This is a genomic window from Rhodococcus sp. ACT016, from assembly GCF_050477185.1.
In the GTDB taxonomy this organism is placed as follows: Bacteria; Actinomycetota; Actinomycetes; order Mycobacteriales; family Mycobacteriaceae; genus Prescottella.
In genome coordinates, this window is the sequence record NZ_JBEAET010000001.1 from 2,445,835 (window position 1) to 2,460,855 (window position 15,021).

At 64.8% G+C, this 15,021-nt stretch carries 12 protein-coding genes and 1 tRNA gene; 7 read left to right on the top strand and 6 right to left on the bottom strand.

What is annotated here, in order from left to right:
• Positions 1 to 19: 19 nt before the first annotated feature.
• The gene (locus ACQ5DX_RS11320) at positions 20 to 910 is read right to left on the bottom strand and encodes an ABC transporter substrate-binding protein (RefSeq protein WP_430332704.1); all 891 of its coding nucleotides are present in this window, start codon (positions 908 to 910) and stop codon (positions 20 to 22) included.
• Positions 907 to 1,995, bottom strand: a complete 1,089-nt coding sequence (locus ACQ5DX_RS11325) for an isocitrate/isopropylmalate dehydrogenase family protein (RefSeq protein WP_430332705.1) — start codon at positions 1,993 to 1,995, stop codon at positions 907 to 909. The genes ACQ5DX_RS11320 and ACQ5DX_RS11325 overlap by 4 nt, the downstream gene beginning before the upstream one ends.
• 19 nt (positions 1,996 to 2,014) lie before the next feature.
• On the opposite strand from ACQ5DX_RS11325, the gene ACQ5DX_RS11330 reads away from it, so the two are divergent.
• Together ACQ5DX_RS11330 and trxA are read left to right on the top strand one after the other, a co-directional pair.
• On the top strand, positions 2,015 to 2,542 hold the full coding sequence (locus ACQ5DX_RS11330; RefSeq protein WP_430332706.1) for a 2'-5' RNA ligase family protein: 528 nt from the start codon (positions 2,015 to 2,017) through the stop codon (positions 2,540 to 2,542).
• 115 nt (positions 2,543 to 2,657) lie between these two features.
• Entirely contained in the window at positions 2,658 to 3,029 is a 372-nt protein-coding gene (gene trxA, locus ACQ5DX_RS11335) for a thioredoxin (RefSeq protein ID WP_430332707.1), read from the top strand.
• A gap of 47 nt (positions 3,030 to 3,076) precedes the next feature.
• Here trxA and polA read toward each other — a convergent pair whose 3' ends face one another.
• Positions 3,077 to 5,815, bottom strand: a complete 2,739-nt coding sequence (gene polA, locus ACQ5DX_RS11340) for a DNA polymerase I (RefSeq protein ID WP_430332708.1) — start codon at positions 5,813 to 5,815, stop codon at positions 3,077 to 3,079.
• Positions 5,816 to 5,896: 81 nt separating this feature from the next.
• A complete protein-coding gene (locus ACQ5DX_RS11345; RefSeq protein WP_430332709.1) occupies positions 5,897 to 6,517 on the bottom strand; it encodes an ANTAR domain-containing response regulator in 621 nt (206 codons plus the stop codon).
• A 105-nt stretch (positions 6,518 to 6,622) separates the two neighbouring features.
• Between ACQ5DX_RS11345 and ACQ5DX_RS11350 the strand changes: the two genes are divergently transcribed.
• Positions 6,623 to 6,699 (top strand) — tRNA-Leu (locus tag ACQ5DX_RS11350).
• Positions 6,700 to 6,781: 82 nt separating this feature from the next.
• On the opposite strand, the gene ACQ5DX_RS11355 is transcribed toward ACQ5DX_RS11350, so the two are convergent.
• On the bottom strand, positions 6,782 to 8,083 hold the full coding sequence (locus tag ACQ5DX_RS11355) for a tyrosine-type recombinase/integrase (protein ID WP_430332710.1): 1,302 nt from the start codon (positions 8,081 to 8,083) through the stop codon (positions 6,782 to 6,784).
• Positions 8,084 to 8,316: 233 nt separating this feature from the next.
• Here ACQ5DX_RS11355 and ACQ5DX_RS11360 point away from each other — a divergent pair, with 233 nt between their 5' ends.
• The 4 genes from ACQ5DX_RS11360 (at position 8,317) to ACQ5DX_RS11375 (ending at position 11,889) form a co-directional block, all read left to right on the top strand.
• Positions 8,317 to 8,574, top strand: coding sequence for a hypothetical protein (locus ACQ5DX_RS11360; protein ID WP_430332711.1), 258 nt, complete (start codon positions 8,317 to 8,319; stop codon positions 8,572 to 8,574).
• A 250-nt stretch (positions 8,575 to 8,824) separates the two neighbouring features.
• On the top strand, positions 8,825 to 10,405 hold the full coding sequence (locus ACQ5DX_RS11365) for an AAA family ATPase (RefSeq protein ID WP_430332712.1): 1,581 nt from the start codon (positions 8,825 to 8,827) through the stop codon (positions 10,403 to 10,405).
• A gap of 252 nt (positions 10,406 to 10,657) precedes the next feature.
• Positions 10,658 to 11,674 carry a hypothetical protein gene (locus ACQ5DX_RS11370; protein WP_430332713.1) on the top strand — a complete coding sequence of 339 codons (1,017 nt, stop codon included), beginning with the start codon at positions 10,658 to 10,660 and terminating at the stop codon, positions 11,672 to 11,674.
• On the top strand, positions 11,671 to 11,889 hold the full coding sequence (locus tag ACQ5DX_RS11375; protein ID WP_430332714.1) for a hypothetical protein: 219 nt from the start codon (positions 11,671 to 11,673) through the stop codon (positions 11,887 to 11,889). The genes ACQ5DX_RS11370 and ACQ5DX_RS11375 overlap by 4 nt, the downstream gene beginning before the upstream one ends.
• A gap of 632 nt (positions 11,890 to 12,521) precedes the next feature.
• Here the strand turns inward: ACQ5DX_RS11375 and ACQ5DX_RS11380 are convergent.
• Positions 12,522 to 14,981 (bottom strand): DEAD/DEAH box helicase, encoded by a 2,460-nt coding sequence (locus ACQ5DX_RS11380; protein ID WP_430332715.1) that lies wholly within the window; start codon positions 14,979 to 14,981, stop codon positions 12,522 to 12,524.
• Between the last annotated feature and the right edge of the window lie 40 nt (positions 14,982 to 15,021).

The following is a 15,021-nucleotide window of genomic DNA, read 5'->3' on the forward strand; positions in this document are numbered from 1 at the left end:
TTCCCGCCTCCCTGTCTCCTCAGCTGGTCGCCCCATTGATGACCGACGTCTCGATCACTCCCGCTTCGACGCCCCATGCCTCGGCGATCTGCCGGTACTGTCCGCCGTCGATCAGGTGCTGCATCGCCTGCTGGAGCACGGGCCCGAGCGGGGACCCCTTGGCCACCACCCACCCGTACGGCGCCGAGTCGAACACCGCACCCGCCGTCACGATCCGGCCGTCGCTGCGCTTGATCGCATACGCGGTCACGGGCGAGTCGGCCGACAGCGCGTCGATCCGTCCGAGGATCAGCGCGTTCGCCACGTCGTCCTGGCTGTCGTATTTGATCTTCCCGATCGGAGGCTGCCCCGCGGCGACGCACGCATCGCTCTTCGCCGGAACCTCCTCGATGTCCTCGATCGTGGTGGTCTGCACGCCCACGCGCAGCCCGCACGCGTCGTTCGGGTCGACGGCGTCGCCGGGCCGCTGCGCCCACTGCACACCCGCGCGGTAGTAGGTGACGAAGTCCACCGACTTCTCCCGCTCGAGCGTGTCCGTGAACGACGACATCCCGACGTTGAACGTCCCGGACTGCACGGCGGGGATGATCTTGTCGAAGTCGGCCTGCTTGAAGTCCGCGGTGAGACCGAGAACCTGACCGATCGCATTCATCAGGTCGACGTCGAAGCCGACGATGTTGCCCTGATCGTCCTTGAACTCGTTGGGTGCGTAGGGAACGTTGACGCCCACTGCGAGGCGCCCGGACGCGGCGATCTGCGGCGGAAGTTGGTCGGCGATCGCGTCGACGCGGTGAATGTCGACACCCGAAACGACCGGCACCAACCCCTCGTTGTTGGTGACGCATCCGGAGAGAAGGCCCACGAGGACCGTCATCAGCACGGCAATGATCGGGCGGCTCCGCGCGTTCATCGCCGGAACACCCGCGCAATCACAGTTTCGGTGAACTCGCTCGTCGACGCCAGTCCGCCGAGGTCGGCGGTGGCGACACCGGCGGCGACCGTTCGTTCGACGGCGCTGCGGATGCGCGCGGCAGCGGCGGCCAGTGCCGGTTCGTCCCGCCTGGACCCGAGCCAATCGAGGAGCATCGCCGCCGACAGGATCAGCGCGGTCGGGTTGGCGCGGTTATGGCCGGAGATGTCCGGGGCCGCTCCGTGCGCCGCCTGCGCCATCGCCTTCGTCTCGGACGCGTTGATGGACGCGGCCGTCCCGAGCGAGCCGGACAGCTCCCCCGCGAGGTCGGAGAGGATGTCGCCGAACATGTTCTCGGTGACGATGACGTCGTATTCCTCGCCGCGGCGAACGAGATACGCGGCCATCGCGTCGACGTGCTCGTCGTCGACGACGACATCGGGGTAGTGCTGCCCGACCTCCCGGCACACGTCGCGGAACAACCCGGTGGTCGTCGCGAGCACGTTGGCCTTGTGCACCACCGTCACCCGCCGCCGCCGTCGACGGGCGAGGTCGAAGGCGGTGTGGGCGATGCGTTCGCACGCTTGCCGGGTGACGACTCCGACGGCCATCGCGACGTCCGGGGTGGGCATGAATTCTCCACTGCCGGCGAACATGTTCCGGTCGGCGTAGAACCCTTCGGTGTTCTCGCGGACGATGACCAGGTCCATCCGCGGCGACATCGCCCGCACCCCAGGCAGCGTCCGCGCCGGCCGAATATTCGCGTACAGGTCGAATCGCTTACGGATCGCACCGCCCGGGGTCAGCTGCATCTGGAACGGTTCGGGGTACGAGGCGCTGTCGTGCGGGCCGAGGATCCACGAGTCGAGCCCGGCGAGTTCGACGAGCGAGTGCTCCGGGGTCGGGGTGCCGTAGGTGGGGATCGCGTCGAACCCGATCGGGAGGGGCACCCAGTCGACGTCCGGTAGCCCGACGGCGACCATCGCCGCGTCGACGACGTCTCGGGTGGCCGGCACGATCTCGCGTCCGATGCCGTCACCCTGCAACAAACCGATGCGCGGATTCGTTGCACCACGACTGGTCATCCGACAATCATTACTCACGATGGTCCAGTCCGTGGAGTTGCTTCTCGACAGGGATGTCGACGCGACCGTGCGAGCCGAGTGGCGCCGCCTCTCAGCCGCGCGCCTACCCAGTCAGGACCGCATCACCGCCGAATCGAATCGGCCGCACATCACGTTGGGGGTGGCGAGCCGCATCCCACCCGACGTCGAGTCCGCGCTCGTGCGCGAACTGCCGTCGGCGCCGCTATCGCTGCGCCTCGGTGGTGTGGTCGTCTTCGGCGGACGCCGCCTGACACTCGCTCGTCTGGTGGTGCCGACCACGGAACTGCTCACACTGCAGCGGATCGTCTACGAACTGATGATGGACTGTGAGGGCGTCCCGGCGCACATCGTGCCCGGCGAATGGACGCCGCACGTCACGCTGTCGCGCCGGATCCAGGCGGTCGACCTCGGCACCGCCGTCGTCGTCACCCGCGCCGGCAAGCGCGACGTGGTCGGCACCTCCGACGGCGTCCGGCGATGGGATTCCGACGCCAAGCGGGAGTGGCTGATCACCCGCCGACCGTGACCGAGCACCGGCCGTGCCTGTCCGAGAAGGGGCATGCGGAAGAATTCTCCGGGCGGGAGCGTTGCACTGGCCAACGGACCAGACATCCGACCTACTCCCCGGAAAGGAACCCTTCGTGGCTACCCAGACCCTGACCCAGCAGAACTTCAAGCAGACCATCGAGGACAACGACATCGTCCTCGTCGACTTCTGGGCGTCGTGGTGCGGCCCGTGCCGCTCCTTCGCTCCCACCTTCGAGGCCTCGTCGGATAAGCACGCCGACGTCGTCCACGGAAAGATGGATACCGAGGCCGAGCAGGAGTTCGCCACCGGCGCGGGTATCCGGTCGATCCCGACCATCATGGCGTTCCGTGACGGCATCCTGGTGTTCAACCAGGCAGGTGCTCTTCCGCCGGCCGCCCTCGAGGACCTGATCACACAGGTCAAGGCCCTCGACATGGACGCTGTCCGCAAGGAGATCGCCGCTCAGTCCCCGTCCGGCAACTGAGCGACGCCCGACTACAGCCTTCACTGGGACGCCGTCCCGCGCACGAGTCAGTGCGCGGCGGCGTCCCAGCTGCGTCCGGTGCCGACGGACACCTCGAGCGGCACCGACAGTTCGATCGCGGTCGACATCTTGTCCCGCACCAACTGCTCCACTTGCTCACGCTCGCCGGTCGCGACCTCGAGCACCAGTTCGTCGTGGACCTGCAGGAGCATCCGCGACTTCATCCCGGCCTCCTGCAGCGCGCGCTGCACGTCGATCATTGCGACCTTGATGATGTCGGCTGCGGTGCCCTGGATCGGCGCGTTGAGCGCGGCCCGCTCTGCGACCTCACGACGCTGACGGTTGTCACTGTTGAGGTCGGGCAGGTACCGGCGCCGTCCGAACAGCGTCTCGGTGTAGCCGACCTTGCGGGCCTGCTCGACGACCTCGTGCAGGTAGTCGCGGACCCCGCCGAACCGGGCGAAGTACGCCTCCATCTGCTGGCGGGCCTCCTCGGTGGAGATCTTGAGCTGCGCGGCGAGGCCGAACGCGCTCAGACCGTAAGCCAGGCCGTACGACATCGCCTTGACCCGCCGCCGCAGCTCCGGCGTCACTTCCTCGATCGGCACGCCGAACGCCCGTGAACCGACGAAGCTGTGCAGGTCCTCGCCGGTGTTGAACGCCTCGATCAGGCCCTCGTCACGCGAGAGGTGCGCCATGATGCGCATCTCGATCTGGCTGTAGTCCGCGGTGAGGAGGGTCTCGAAGCCCTCGCCGACGACGAATCCGTCGCGGATCTGCCGTCCGGCATCGGTGCGTACCGGGATGTTCTGCAGGTTCGGCTCGGTCGACGACAGCCGGCCCGTGGCGGCGACGGTCTGGTTGAACGTGGTGTGGATCCGGCCGTCCTCGGCGACGGTCTTGAGCAGGCCGTCCACCGTCACCTTCAGTCGGGTGGCGTCACGGTGCGCGAGCAGGTGCTCGAGGAACGGGTGCTCGGTCTTCTCGAACAGCGACTGCAATGCGTCCGCATCGGTGGTGTACCCGGTCTTCGTCTTCTTCGTCTTCGGCATGTCCAGCTCGTCGAACAGCACCACCTGCAGTTGCTTGGGCGAGCCGAGGTTGATCTGCTTGCCGATCACCTCGTAGGCCGAGTCGGCCGCCTCGGCGACCCGCGCGGCGAACGTCGACTGCAGATCGTGCAGGTGTGCACTGTCGACGGCGATGCCCGTCGCCTCGAGTTCGGCGAGCACCGCCAGCAGCGGCAGCTCCATGTCGGCCAGCAGTCCGGTGGCCTCGATGTCGGCCAGTTCGGTGTCGAGCGCGGCAGCCAGGTCGACGACGGCCCGAGCGCGCAGGATCTCGCCCTCCGCCACTTCGGCGTCGGCGGCCTCTTCGTCGTCCAGCAGCGAAAGCTGTTGCTGCCCGGACTCTTCCACGCGCAGCTCGCGCTTGAGGTAACGCAGCGACAGATCGTCGAGGTTGAAGCTGCGCTGCCCGGGGCGCACGAGATACGCCGCGAGCGCGGTGTCACTGGTCAACCCCGCCAGGGTCCAACCACGGCCCCACAGCGCGTGCATCGCCCGCTTGGCTTCGTGCAACGCCTTCGGCTGCTCCGGGTCGGCGAGCCACGCCACGAGGGCAGCCTCGTCCTCGGGCGTCGCGGTGGTGGTCGAGATGTAGGCGCCCTCGCCGTCGGAGGCGGCGATCGCGACGGCGGTGACGTCGCCGCCGTACGGCGTTCCGGCGCCGACGACGGACAGGCCGTGCCGCTCTCCCGCCGACGCATGCTCCGCGATCCATGCCGCGACCTCACCCGGAGCCAGCGCGCGCCCGCGCACCTCGAAACCCTCCTCGGCCTCGGGTTCGGCGGAACTGAGGGTCGCGAACAGGCGGTCCCGCAGCACCTTGAACTCGAGGTCGTCGAACAGCGCGTGGATGCGTTCGCGGTCCCACGGCGCCAGCGCCAACTGGTCCGGCGTGTACGGGAGCGAGACGTCGCGCACCATCTCGGTGAGGTGCCGGTTGAGCAGGACGCCGTTGAGGTTGGCGCGCAGCGAGTCGCCGACCTTGCCGCGCACCTTGTCGACGTCGTTGACGAGGTTTTCGAGCGAGCCGTACTCGCGGATCCACTTGGCCGCGGTCTTCTCGCCCACACCGGGGATGCCCGGCAGGTTGTCGCTCGGGTCACCGCGCAGCGCCGCATAGTCGGGGTACTGCTGCGGGGTGAGGCCGTACTTCTCCTCCACCGCCTCGGGCGTGAACCGCGTGAGGTCGGACACGCCCTTGCGCGGGTAGAGCACGGTGACGTCGTCGGTCACCAACTGCAGCGAGTCGCGGTCACCGGTCACCACCAGCACTCGGTATCCGAGCGCCGTGGCCTGCGTGGTGAGGGTGGCGATGATGTCGTCGGCCTCGTAGCGCTCGATGGCCATCACCGGGATGCCCATGGCGCCGAGGACGTCCTTGGTGATCTCGACCTGGCCCTTGAACTCGTCGGGGGTCTTGCTGCGGTTCGCCTTGTACTCGGGGAACGCCTCGGCCCGGAACGTCTGGCGCGAGACGTCGAACGCGGCCGCGACGTGCGTCGGCTGTTCGTCGCGCAGCAGGTTGATCAGCATCGATGTGAACCCGTAGACCGCGTTGGTCGACTGCCCACTCTGCGTCTTGAAGTTCTCCGCCGGCAGCGCGAAGAACGCGCGGTAGGCCAGCGAGTGACCGTCGAGGAGCAACAGCGTCGGCCGGTCGGTGCCGGACACGTCAGCGGTCGCGGAGGCAGTGGAAGAGGAGGTGGTTGCGGGGCTCACGGTTGACCAGTCTAGGGAGCCGCGCCGACATCCACGCCCTTCCTCCCCGCGCGTCCGTCCTTCAGCACGCTCCGGACCCCGTCACTCGCCTGCGCTACCGCCTCCGAGCGTGTCGAGGACCACCTCGGCGACCGTCTTCATCGTCGTCCGGCGGTCCATGGCGGCCCGCTGGATCCACTTGAACGCCTCCGGCTCGGTCAGCCCCTGCGACTGCATGAGCATCCCCTTGGCCCGCTCGATGACCTTGCGGGTCTCGAGCCGCTCCGACAGGTTCGCAACCTCCCGCTCGAGCAGCGAGATCTCGGTGAACCGGCTCGCCGCCAGTTCGACCGCCGGCACCAGGTCCGCCTTCGAGAACGGCTTGACGAGGTACGCCATGGCTCCCGCGTCACGGGCCCGCTCGACGAGTTCGCGCTGACTGAAAGCGGTCAGGATCACCACGGGCGCAATCCTTTTCGCCGCGATCTCCGACGCGGCGTCGATGCCGTCCCGCCGTGGCATCTTCACGTCCATGATCACCAGGTCCGGGCGCAGCTCCTCGGCCAGTTCGACCGCCCGCTGACCGTCGCCGGCCTCACCGACAACGTCGTAGCCCTCTTCCCGGAGCATCTCGACCAGATCGAGACGGATCAGCGCCTCGTCTTCGGCCACCACCACACGCCGCGACTGTCGTTCCGTGCCCTGCGCGGGGGTGTCGTTCATGGTGGCATTCTCCTCTGATCGGCGCCCGCCGATCAGGGCGCGAACGCTTCGAGGGTACCGGTGGTTTGACTGTGGCCCGTGATCTTCTAGAGTGGGAACCCGCACGCCCTCGTATCCCAATTGGCAGAGGAAACGGATTCAAAACCCGTGCAGTGTGAGTTCGAGTCTCACCGAGGGCACCAGTATGGCCAGGTCAGGACCGGTTTTCGGACCGGTACCCCATGGGCGTAGGCCGAAAACAGCTCGCAGTAGCTCGCAGGCCCCCTATTTCGCGAGGTCGGCGAGCTGGGCCAACGCCTCATCGAGGATCGACCCCCGAGCGTTCGACTTACCCGTTAGCGCCGCCGTCCGATCGCCGTCGAGGCGGGTCGCGAGCGCGTCCAGCTCGTCGGGGAATAGGTGGCCGTAGCGGTCGAGGGTCAGCGTTGCCGTCTTGTGGCCCAGCATCTTCTGAACTACCTTCACGTTCGCGCCGGACTGGATCGCCAGGGACGCCGCCGTGTGCCGAAGCTCGTGAGGCACGAGCCCCTCGACTCCGACCGCCGTCGCGGCAGGGTCGAAGCGCCAACGGAACTCACCCGAGGACATCCACGAGCCACCCTTGCCTGGGAACACGAGCGCCGTTGCCTTCTGGCCCTCGACGACATCACGGAGCATAGAGACCAGGAACGCGGGCACCGGGACCGCGCGGGACTCGTGGCCCTTGGTGGTGCCCTCGACGAATCCGCTTGCCTCACCCGCCTTCTTCTCGTCAGCCGAGCGGGTCACGTAGGTCACCGAGCGCCGGACGGTCAGCCTCGCGCCGTCAAGGTCCACGTCGCGCACCCGGAGCGCGATCACCTCGCCGAAGCGCAGACCGCAGTAGGCGAGCACGTAGACCATCACCCCGAGGTCCTCGCACTTGCCCGCCAGGGCCTCGACCTGGCCGTGGTCGAGGTAGCGCCGTTCAGTTTCCTGCTTGCGCGGCATCGCGACGCCGACAGCGGGATTCACCGGTAGCAGCTTGAGCCGCACGGCTTCGTCGAGAACCTGTTTGAGCACCTGGTGAGCCTGAATCACGCGCGAGGCCGACAGCTTGCGCGCGACCATCGCCCGCCCCTGGCCGTCGTGAGCCGCTACCGCGTGCTTGCCCCGCTGCATCGCTGTGACCCACGCGCGTACCCCCGCGTAATCGACATCGGCCAGCGTCACGCCCTCCCACGTCGGCAGCACGAGCCCGTCGAGCAGCGACCGGTAGCCCGCGACCGTCTTCGGCTTGAGGTGCTCGCAGTGCCTCATCCACTCCCCCGCAACCTGTCCGACCGTGCGCGTGCCGGCGGCCTTGCCGACGAACTTGCCGGTGACGAGATCGGCGGTGTTCTGGTCGAGCCACGATTGCAGCTCGTCCCGATCGTTCGACACCTTGATGTGCTCGTGCCCGTCGTAGTCCACGAAGCGGGCCTGATACCGGGATCCCTGGCCGTACTTCGTTGACTTCTTGCCATCGCGGCGCATCCAACGGTCTTCAATCCCGCTCCGGCGGTTGCGCTTCGTCTTCGGCGTCGAGGCGCTCGTGGTGTCAGCCATGAGCGCAAACGTTATCCGAAACCAAACGGATTCAGCTCGCAGCTCGTAATTGTGACTTGAATCATATTGATCCGAACGCCCCTGATGGGCCGCTGTCTAGGCGATCAAACCTATCAACTCGCTGTCAGCGTAAGCGCTCAATTCTATTGGTGCCCAGCACATTTCATTTGCAGAATCAAGACGAGTCGGCGCACTCTATGCACAGACCACATCGAGACCAGAGCGAGGACCGAATGAGCACCACGGAGCCCCCGAACACCCCCGCCAGCATGGCCGACATCGGAGCGATCCCGCTGACCGTCCGGCGGTTCAACATCGAGGAGTTGAGCGCCATCACCGGATACACCGTCGCGAGCCTGCGCAACCTGCACCGTCAGGGCAAGGGCCCGCTGATGTACCGCATGGGAAAACGCCTGTACTGCGACGAGCCCGACCTACTCGCCTGGTCGATCAAGCAGAAGGCCGATACCGGCAAGGGCATCGGAGCGTAGGGCGCTCGACGCGACCTTCTCGACCAAATCCGGGGAGTGGAATTGACCGAGAGACAGGAACCGAAGTGTCCACAACAACGAGGAAGGCCCCGACCGTAATCGGGGCCCCCAGCGTTCATTTCCCCCACCCGCACCACCAGGTAGGAGACCGAGAGAACGCCCACCACGATACCCAGGCCGGTATAGCGGCGCTACTGGCTCATGCCCGCGAGTACAGCGCTGCGCTCGTCGCACTGTGCGGGGGTGTCCGATGAGCCTTCTGACACGTGACGAAGTGTTCGCGGAGCTCGCAGCCGATCTACTGGAGGCTCGCGAAGCCCGCCAGCGCCAGCGCGAACAGGACATCGACGAGTACCTCGCCAACCGGCGAGCGCTGCACTTCCCGAGCGAGGCCATTCGCGACGAGTACGTGCGGGTCCTCGACGACGATCCTGACGACGATGTGCCGGTCGAGGGTGGGTTCGACGGCGAGGTTGAGACTGCATCCGATCGTCTACTCAACCACGCGCACGCCGAGGGCCTGGTGTACGCGAGCGACCTCGACGACGGTCCGGTGGTGTTGTTCGCAGTGCTCGACGAATCGACGATGGCACTGTTCAGCCCCGAGCAGCGGGCCGCGTACCCCAAGGTCCGCGCGTTCCCCGCCTGCCCTGGTCTGGCCTTGCAGGACCTCGCCGGCCGATTCCACGCGGCGGGGCTCGACATCGACGACTACGCGCCAACCACCTCGACGACGTGGAAGCTGACGGCCGAGGAGTTCGAGACCTTGACCGACCCCGAGGTCCCCGCCGACGTGCCGGAGCCGAAGCGGAACGACGAACCGGAGACCGACGACACCCTCAACATTGACGAGGACGACCGCCGACTCTTGGGCCTGCTCGACTTCGAGGCTCTACTGTCCGGCGAGCAGGAGCCGAACGTGTGGCTCGTGCCGGGACTCATTCAGCGGGGGTTGCTGTATCAGCTTGTCGCCGCGCCGAAGACGGGTAAATCCCTGCTGGTCCTCGAACTCGCTCACCGGGTCGCCGCTGGCCTCGACGGGCTCACTGGAGCCGAGTTGCCCGAGGGAGACGCCAGCCCGGACGGCCCGGCATCGGTGCTGTACCTCGACGCCGAGAACTCGCCGAAGATCGTCGGGGATCGCCTACGCGAGATGGGAGTAGAGCCCGCCAGCCTCGCACGACTGCACTACGCGAGCTTCCCGGCGCTCGCGCCGCTGGACAGCGAGCGAGGGGCTGGGGACCTGCTCGCGTTGGCACGCCACGTCGATGCACAGCTCGTCGTGCTCGATACGGTCTCGCGGTTCGTCAGCGGCAATGAGAACGACGCCCAGACCTACCTTGACCTGTACCGGCTCACCCTAGCCCCGCTGAAACGTGAGGGCCGCGCAGTGATCCGGATCGACCACACCGGCAAGGATGCCGCGCTGGGAGCTCGTGGCTCGTCGGCCAAGGGCGGCGACGTGGACGTGAGTTGGATTCTCACCAAGGGCCAGACCCCCGCACGGGTCAAGCTCACCCGAGAGTTCGACCGGACGCACTCGCACCCCGACGTGATCGACCTACACCGGCGTCAAGCCCCGCTACGGCACGAGGTGGTGACCGGAAAGGTCTCGCTTGCCGACCTCGCAGTCGACGAGGTGCCGACACTCGACGACCTCGAGGATTCGGTGCGTGCGCTCGTCGAGGACATGAACGCCCGCAACGTCCCCTCGCGCGTGGGCCGGGACAAGGCTCGCGAGGCATACCTCGCAGCGGGTGGCGAGATCAAGGCCAGCAACGGCGTATGGGCTGACGCCGTGGCATTCCGAAAGCGGACGGCCCAGCTGTGACAGGCCCAGTCGAGCATGGATGTTTTCCCAGGTGGACAGGTTCGGCGAGAGAGCCACCCGCCGGGACAGGTTTTCTGTCCGCAGGCAGCGGGGACAGATACCCCGTTATCGCAGGTCATAGCTGACCCGGACAGCAACGGACAGGTTCCCCGCCGGTCCATCGGGGACAGGTGGGGGTGTGTACGAAGTACACCCCCACCTGACCGAGACCCGACACAGAGCAACAGCAGTCAGAGAGAAAGTGAGCTCGCAATGAGCGATCGCGACATCGTCAGCAAGTTCGAGAACAACTACCTCGACATCGAAGAGATCCCCGAGGAGAGCGACACCCTCGCCGACCTGGAAGCAGGTTGGACAGCGGCGCAGGTGCGCAACACCAACGCGAACATCGCAGCGATGCGCGAGCCGGAGCGTCGCCGACAGGAGGCAGCCGCGCGAGAGAAGGCAGAGCAGGAAGCGCGTCGGGTGGCCGCCGCCGGCGGGGAGACGGTCGCGACGGAACTGCGCGGCGAGATCGGCCAGGCCGTCGCCGACGTGATGCGCCTGGACCGGATCGCCGAGACCGCACGCAAGGTCGAACACCGGATCACCGAGGAAACCCGCGAGATGCTCGCGCGGGCCATCGAGGACCGTGACGCCGAACTCCTCGAAGCCGCCTGGTCGGCAGCGGCGAGCAAGACGAAGGTTCCGGCGATCGTCGAACCGATCTGGGAGTGGACGACGCGCGACGTGCCGGAGGCACCGCACGAACACACCCAAGGGGTGCGGTGGACCGCCGAGCGCCTGCTCGAACGTCTCCGGCAGCGTCAGGCCGTGGAAATGGGTGCGCGGGTGGCCGAGGTGCTCCCCGAGGTCGATCGGGTGCTCGTCGAGGCAGCCGAGAACATCCTCACCGCAGCGGGTTCGGCAGCGGACACCCTGACCGGCGCGGGCCTCACCGTCGAGGCCAGCGCCGAGCAGATCGTCGAGCACGGCGGGCCCGAAGCGGGGGCCGCATGGCGCGCATGGCGGGACGCCGTTGCCGCGTGGGGTGACCTCCAGAGCACGCGCCGCTGGGTGTACGCCGCAGCAGAGCGAGGGTTCGACGATAACGGCAGCGTGGCCTACGGCGACGGTGTGGCCAACCTCGAAGCGCGGGTGTGGGGTTCGCAGTTCGAGGGGGTAGGGGTCCCTGTGGGAGGGGTCGCGGGAGCGCTGGCCTGGTGGGCCGGCAACGGACGACCGGCACCGATCGGTGTCGGCAGCATCGAGGCAGGAGCGAGCAAGTGAGCAACGGACGCAGCAATCGCGGCATGGGTCGGTACCTCCAGGGGTCGGCACCCGTGGAAGGGGCCGACGACAACTCGAAGAACCCGGGCGTGGCGCTGACTGAGTCGGCGGTCCGAGACGCCGAGCAGCGAGCCAAGAGGTTCGAGAGCGCAAAGGGTCTCTCGTACAGCGGGCCCCGGCGCGGCATGGGGTACTACCTCGAAAGGGGCGAGTGAGCGTTAGGCCGTCAGAACGGCACGCAGCCCCGGTTTCGGCACCTTGCAATGGTGTCTGGCCGGGGCTTCGTCGTGTCACCAAGACCACAATTGATGTCCTCACGGGTACCCCATACCAGTGCTTGCAATGGGGCCGATGGACCATAGATCGCCCCGCCGGACGACGGTAGCCGTCAGCAGCACTCGCGTTGGATTCCGCCTCGACACAAACTAGCCAACGTCAGTGCCAACGAGTCCAACGTCTAATTGCTGTAGGTCATACGGTTGGTGGCGAGGTAGTGGCACGTCGGTAGAGACGGCGCAGGCTTCCATCGGCAGCATCAGAAGTACGAGAGGCATAACCGAGCCCGCCAGATACGCGCGTGGCTCGTCGTAAGGCCCTGCTGACGGCTTCCAGTAAGCTACGGATCGCCTACGCATCGTCAGTGCACCCCCGATCGCACCCGCGGCCGCCGAGGTCCTGTATCTCCCGCGAATGCCAGTCGAAGTGAACGAACGGATACCGCACGGATGCCGATGTCGACTTGACCGAGATCGAAGAACTATCTTCTCCGACTAGATGATCGATCACGCCACTTCACACTGCACGAGTAAGAGTAGGTGTGGCGCATTAATGCAACGCCAAAGACGACCTATCCAAAGAAGCGAGAAATTGAATCGCGTATCTCCCTAACTACCAAATCGGGGAGGCCTATCCCGTCCAGGTCGACACCTTGAAGCCACGCAATACATTCTTCTGGAGAGAGTTCGTCACGCATGACATGTTCAGAGAGCTCGACCGCACTCGTCCTCGAAAGGCCCAGACTCATCATGGATAGCTCCGTGGTGCGAGAGACACCCAATTCGAGCATCATCGCGATATCCGGAAAGGCGTTGGCCCCACGCTCACTGGCGGAAAGGTCAGGAAATACTTCACGTAGAGTTTCGATATAGCAAGCGAAATACAGCGGCGCTTCAAATCTCGCGAGCTGCTCAACGTCGCCCATCACATCGCGAATCGCTTTTGGAAGATTCGGCGACGTAGTTGTTTTTCGCAGATACTTGATGCGATCCTCAATTAGAAGCGACAGTGGCATGCCGCGCATCCACTTCACCAAGAGAATTGCCAACTGATACTGCCTACCCGGATGTGAGGAAAACCCACCACCCAAGTAACGATCGATTCGGGAAATAACGCTGACGTACGACTGTGCCGCGTCGAAACTTTCCGGCGGAGAAAGCAGTAGAGACTCTTTGTCCTCGTGTTGACGGAAGTAGTCGGCCAGCCGCTGAATTGCAAAAGGAGTGATTCCCGCGTGTCGCGCACAGAGTCTCGCTGAGACTGTCACTCCATTCAGGGCGGTAGACAACGAATCGCTGATCGCATCGATGCGGCTATCCAAGCCTTGCAACCAACTTATTGTTGAGAGTTCAACTCCCTCACGGTACCGGACCGCCAACGTGCTGACGAACGCCTCAAGATTCTTGTTCTTTCGCGCATCCGCAAGAGGCGCCCGCATTTCAATAAAGCGTATAAGGTCCTTGTCTGCGAGAGTTACATCGCTTGCGCGGGTTATGGGCTGGCGCACCCGGCGGGTCGGAACCGATTCCCACACCGACTCGACCTCGGTATCCACGCATACGATGTTGCCCTGAAATTCGACGCCCCATCGGCCAGCGCGGCCGGCGAGATTCCAGAAGTCTCCCGGAGACATCGGCGATGAATTCCCCTTTTTCGGTCCTCGAACGAAGAGATTACGACAAGGAAGATTGACGCCTTCCAATAGAGTCGAGGTACAGACCAGATAGTGGATCTTCCCAATACGAAACAGTCGCTCGATCTCTTCCCTAACTAGCAGCGGCATATTGCCATAATGAAAAGCGACCCGCTTGCGCAAGAAGGTTGAGAGTAGATACTTAGAGTGTATTGTCTTTTCAATTAGCTGGCGCAATGCAGCGATGTCTTCGTCCTCCGAAGTTTCGGAATCCGATGGAAGTAGATCCACTATCTGTCCAGCGACTGTCTCAGCATGATGCGCGCCATTCGCATAGACGACATTGCCAGAATGCTTGGCACCGAGGGCCACTGCAACGAGTGCAAGTCGCTTACTCACCGGGGACGGCCGTGCAGGAAGGGAAAAGGTTCCCAGATGCTCCTTTCGCCCATCGATCAGTAAGTCGGCATTCCAGCGCATAGGCTGTCGGTAAATCTGGTTGGCGTGAATCAGATTCTGGTTCACGGTCACAGATTCGCTGGTGATCGCCGTCGCCGATATCGCCGGCGAGCCCTGGAGCAGCAATTCTGGGTTTGCAGACAATGGGCTGGCAAAGATGAGTTTGACACCTGGGTTTCTGAGCAGCGCCTCATCAATAACACGCTGCAGGAGCAAACCTCGTGTGCCATCACCTACCTTCTGGGCCTCGTCAACGAAGATCAGATCAATGGTCACGTCCCTCAAATTCTGTTGGAGGACGTGCAGTCTTTCTTGCGTGAAAACGAATACACGTTTGGAACTACCGCCAATACGCGAATCCCACGGGAGCGTGAACACGTCACACTCGCCCCCGAGCTGTTCCGCCAGATCACGGCTAACTTCCTCAACTAGTGCGCGCGTAGGGACGACATATACGGCGGTAAACTCCGACTGCTGAATACTCCTTTGAATCCAAAGCTTTACTATGTACGATTTACCAACGGATGTGGGCGCGGACACACTCACCCAGTCGTTCTTCTCTGCGGCGTTCCAAAACTGAAGCTGAAATTCGTTCACTTTGGCCATGCCGCCGTTGTTTAATGGTACGGAAAGTCGCACACTCTGCCGAAGAATATCCATTTCAAGCGGTAAACTCACCCCTCCCAGTTCGGACTCATTCAAGAGGTCCTTCTTGACCGCCAAATCGATAGCCCGCTGATTTCCAAGGCGTTCTAGCAATACTCTCGCGGCCGAATGATGAGACGTTGTTGCGCCCCGCGATTGAATGCATGCGTGGGCTATTCGCAACGCGCCGTCGTGCGCCGGTTCGGTCGCGCCTGAATCGACGAGACTCGCGACGAAGAGCGCCCTATTCCAATCGATTGCATCGTCTTCATCTCGAGGCGTGATGTCCGGCAACGATATAAGGGTAGCCAGACGGGTGGTAGCTAAGACGCTA

Bases quoted from the DNA above. Each gene is read 5' to 3' on its own strand.
- ACQ5DX_RS11320 (WP_430332704.1), bottom strand. From the start codon at position 910: ATGAACGCGCGGAGCCGCCCGATCATTGCCGTGCTGATGACGGTCCTC.
- ACQ5DX_RS11325 (WP_430332705.1), bottom strand. From the start codon at position 1,995: ATGACCAGTCGTGGTGCAACGAATCCGCGCATCGGTTTGTTGCAGGGT.
- ACQ5DX_RS11330 (WP_430332706.1), top strand. From the start codon at position 2,015: ATGGTCCAGTCCGTGGAGTTGCTTCTCGACAGGGATGTCGACGCGACC.
- ACQ5DX_RS11345 (WP_430332709.1), bottom strand. From the start codon at position 6,517: ATGAACGACACCCCCGCGCAGGGCACGGAACGACAGTCGCGGCGTGTG.
- ACQ5DX_RS11355 (WP_430332710.1), bottom strand. From the start codon at position 8,083: ATGGCTGACACCACGAGCGCCTCGACGCCGAAGACGAAGCGCAACCGC.
- ACQ5DX_RS11360 (WP_430332711.1), top strand. From the start codon at position 8,317: ATGAGCACCACGGAGCCCCCGAACACCCCCGCCAGCATGGCCGACATC.
- ACQ5DX_RS11365 (WP_430332712.1), top strand. From the start codon at position 8,825: ATGAGCCTTCTGACACGTGACGAAGTGTTCGCGGAGCTCGCAGCCGAT.
- ACQ5DX_RS11370 (WP_430332713.1), top strand. From the start codon at position 10,658: ATGAGCGATCGCGACATCGTCAGCAAGTTCGAGAACAACTACCTCGAC.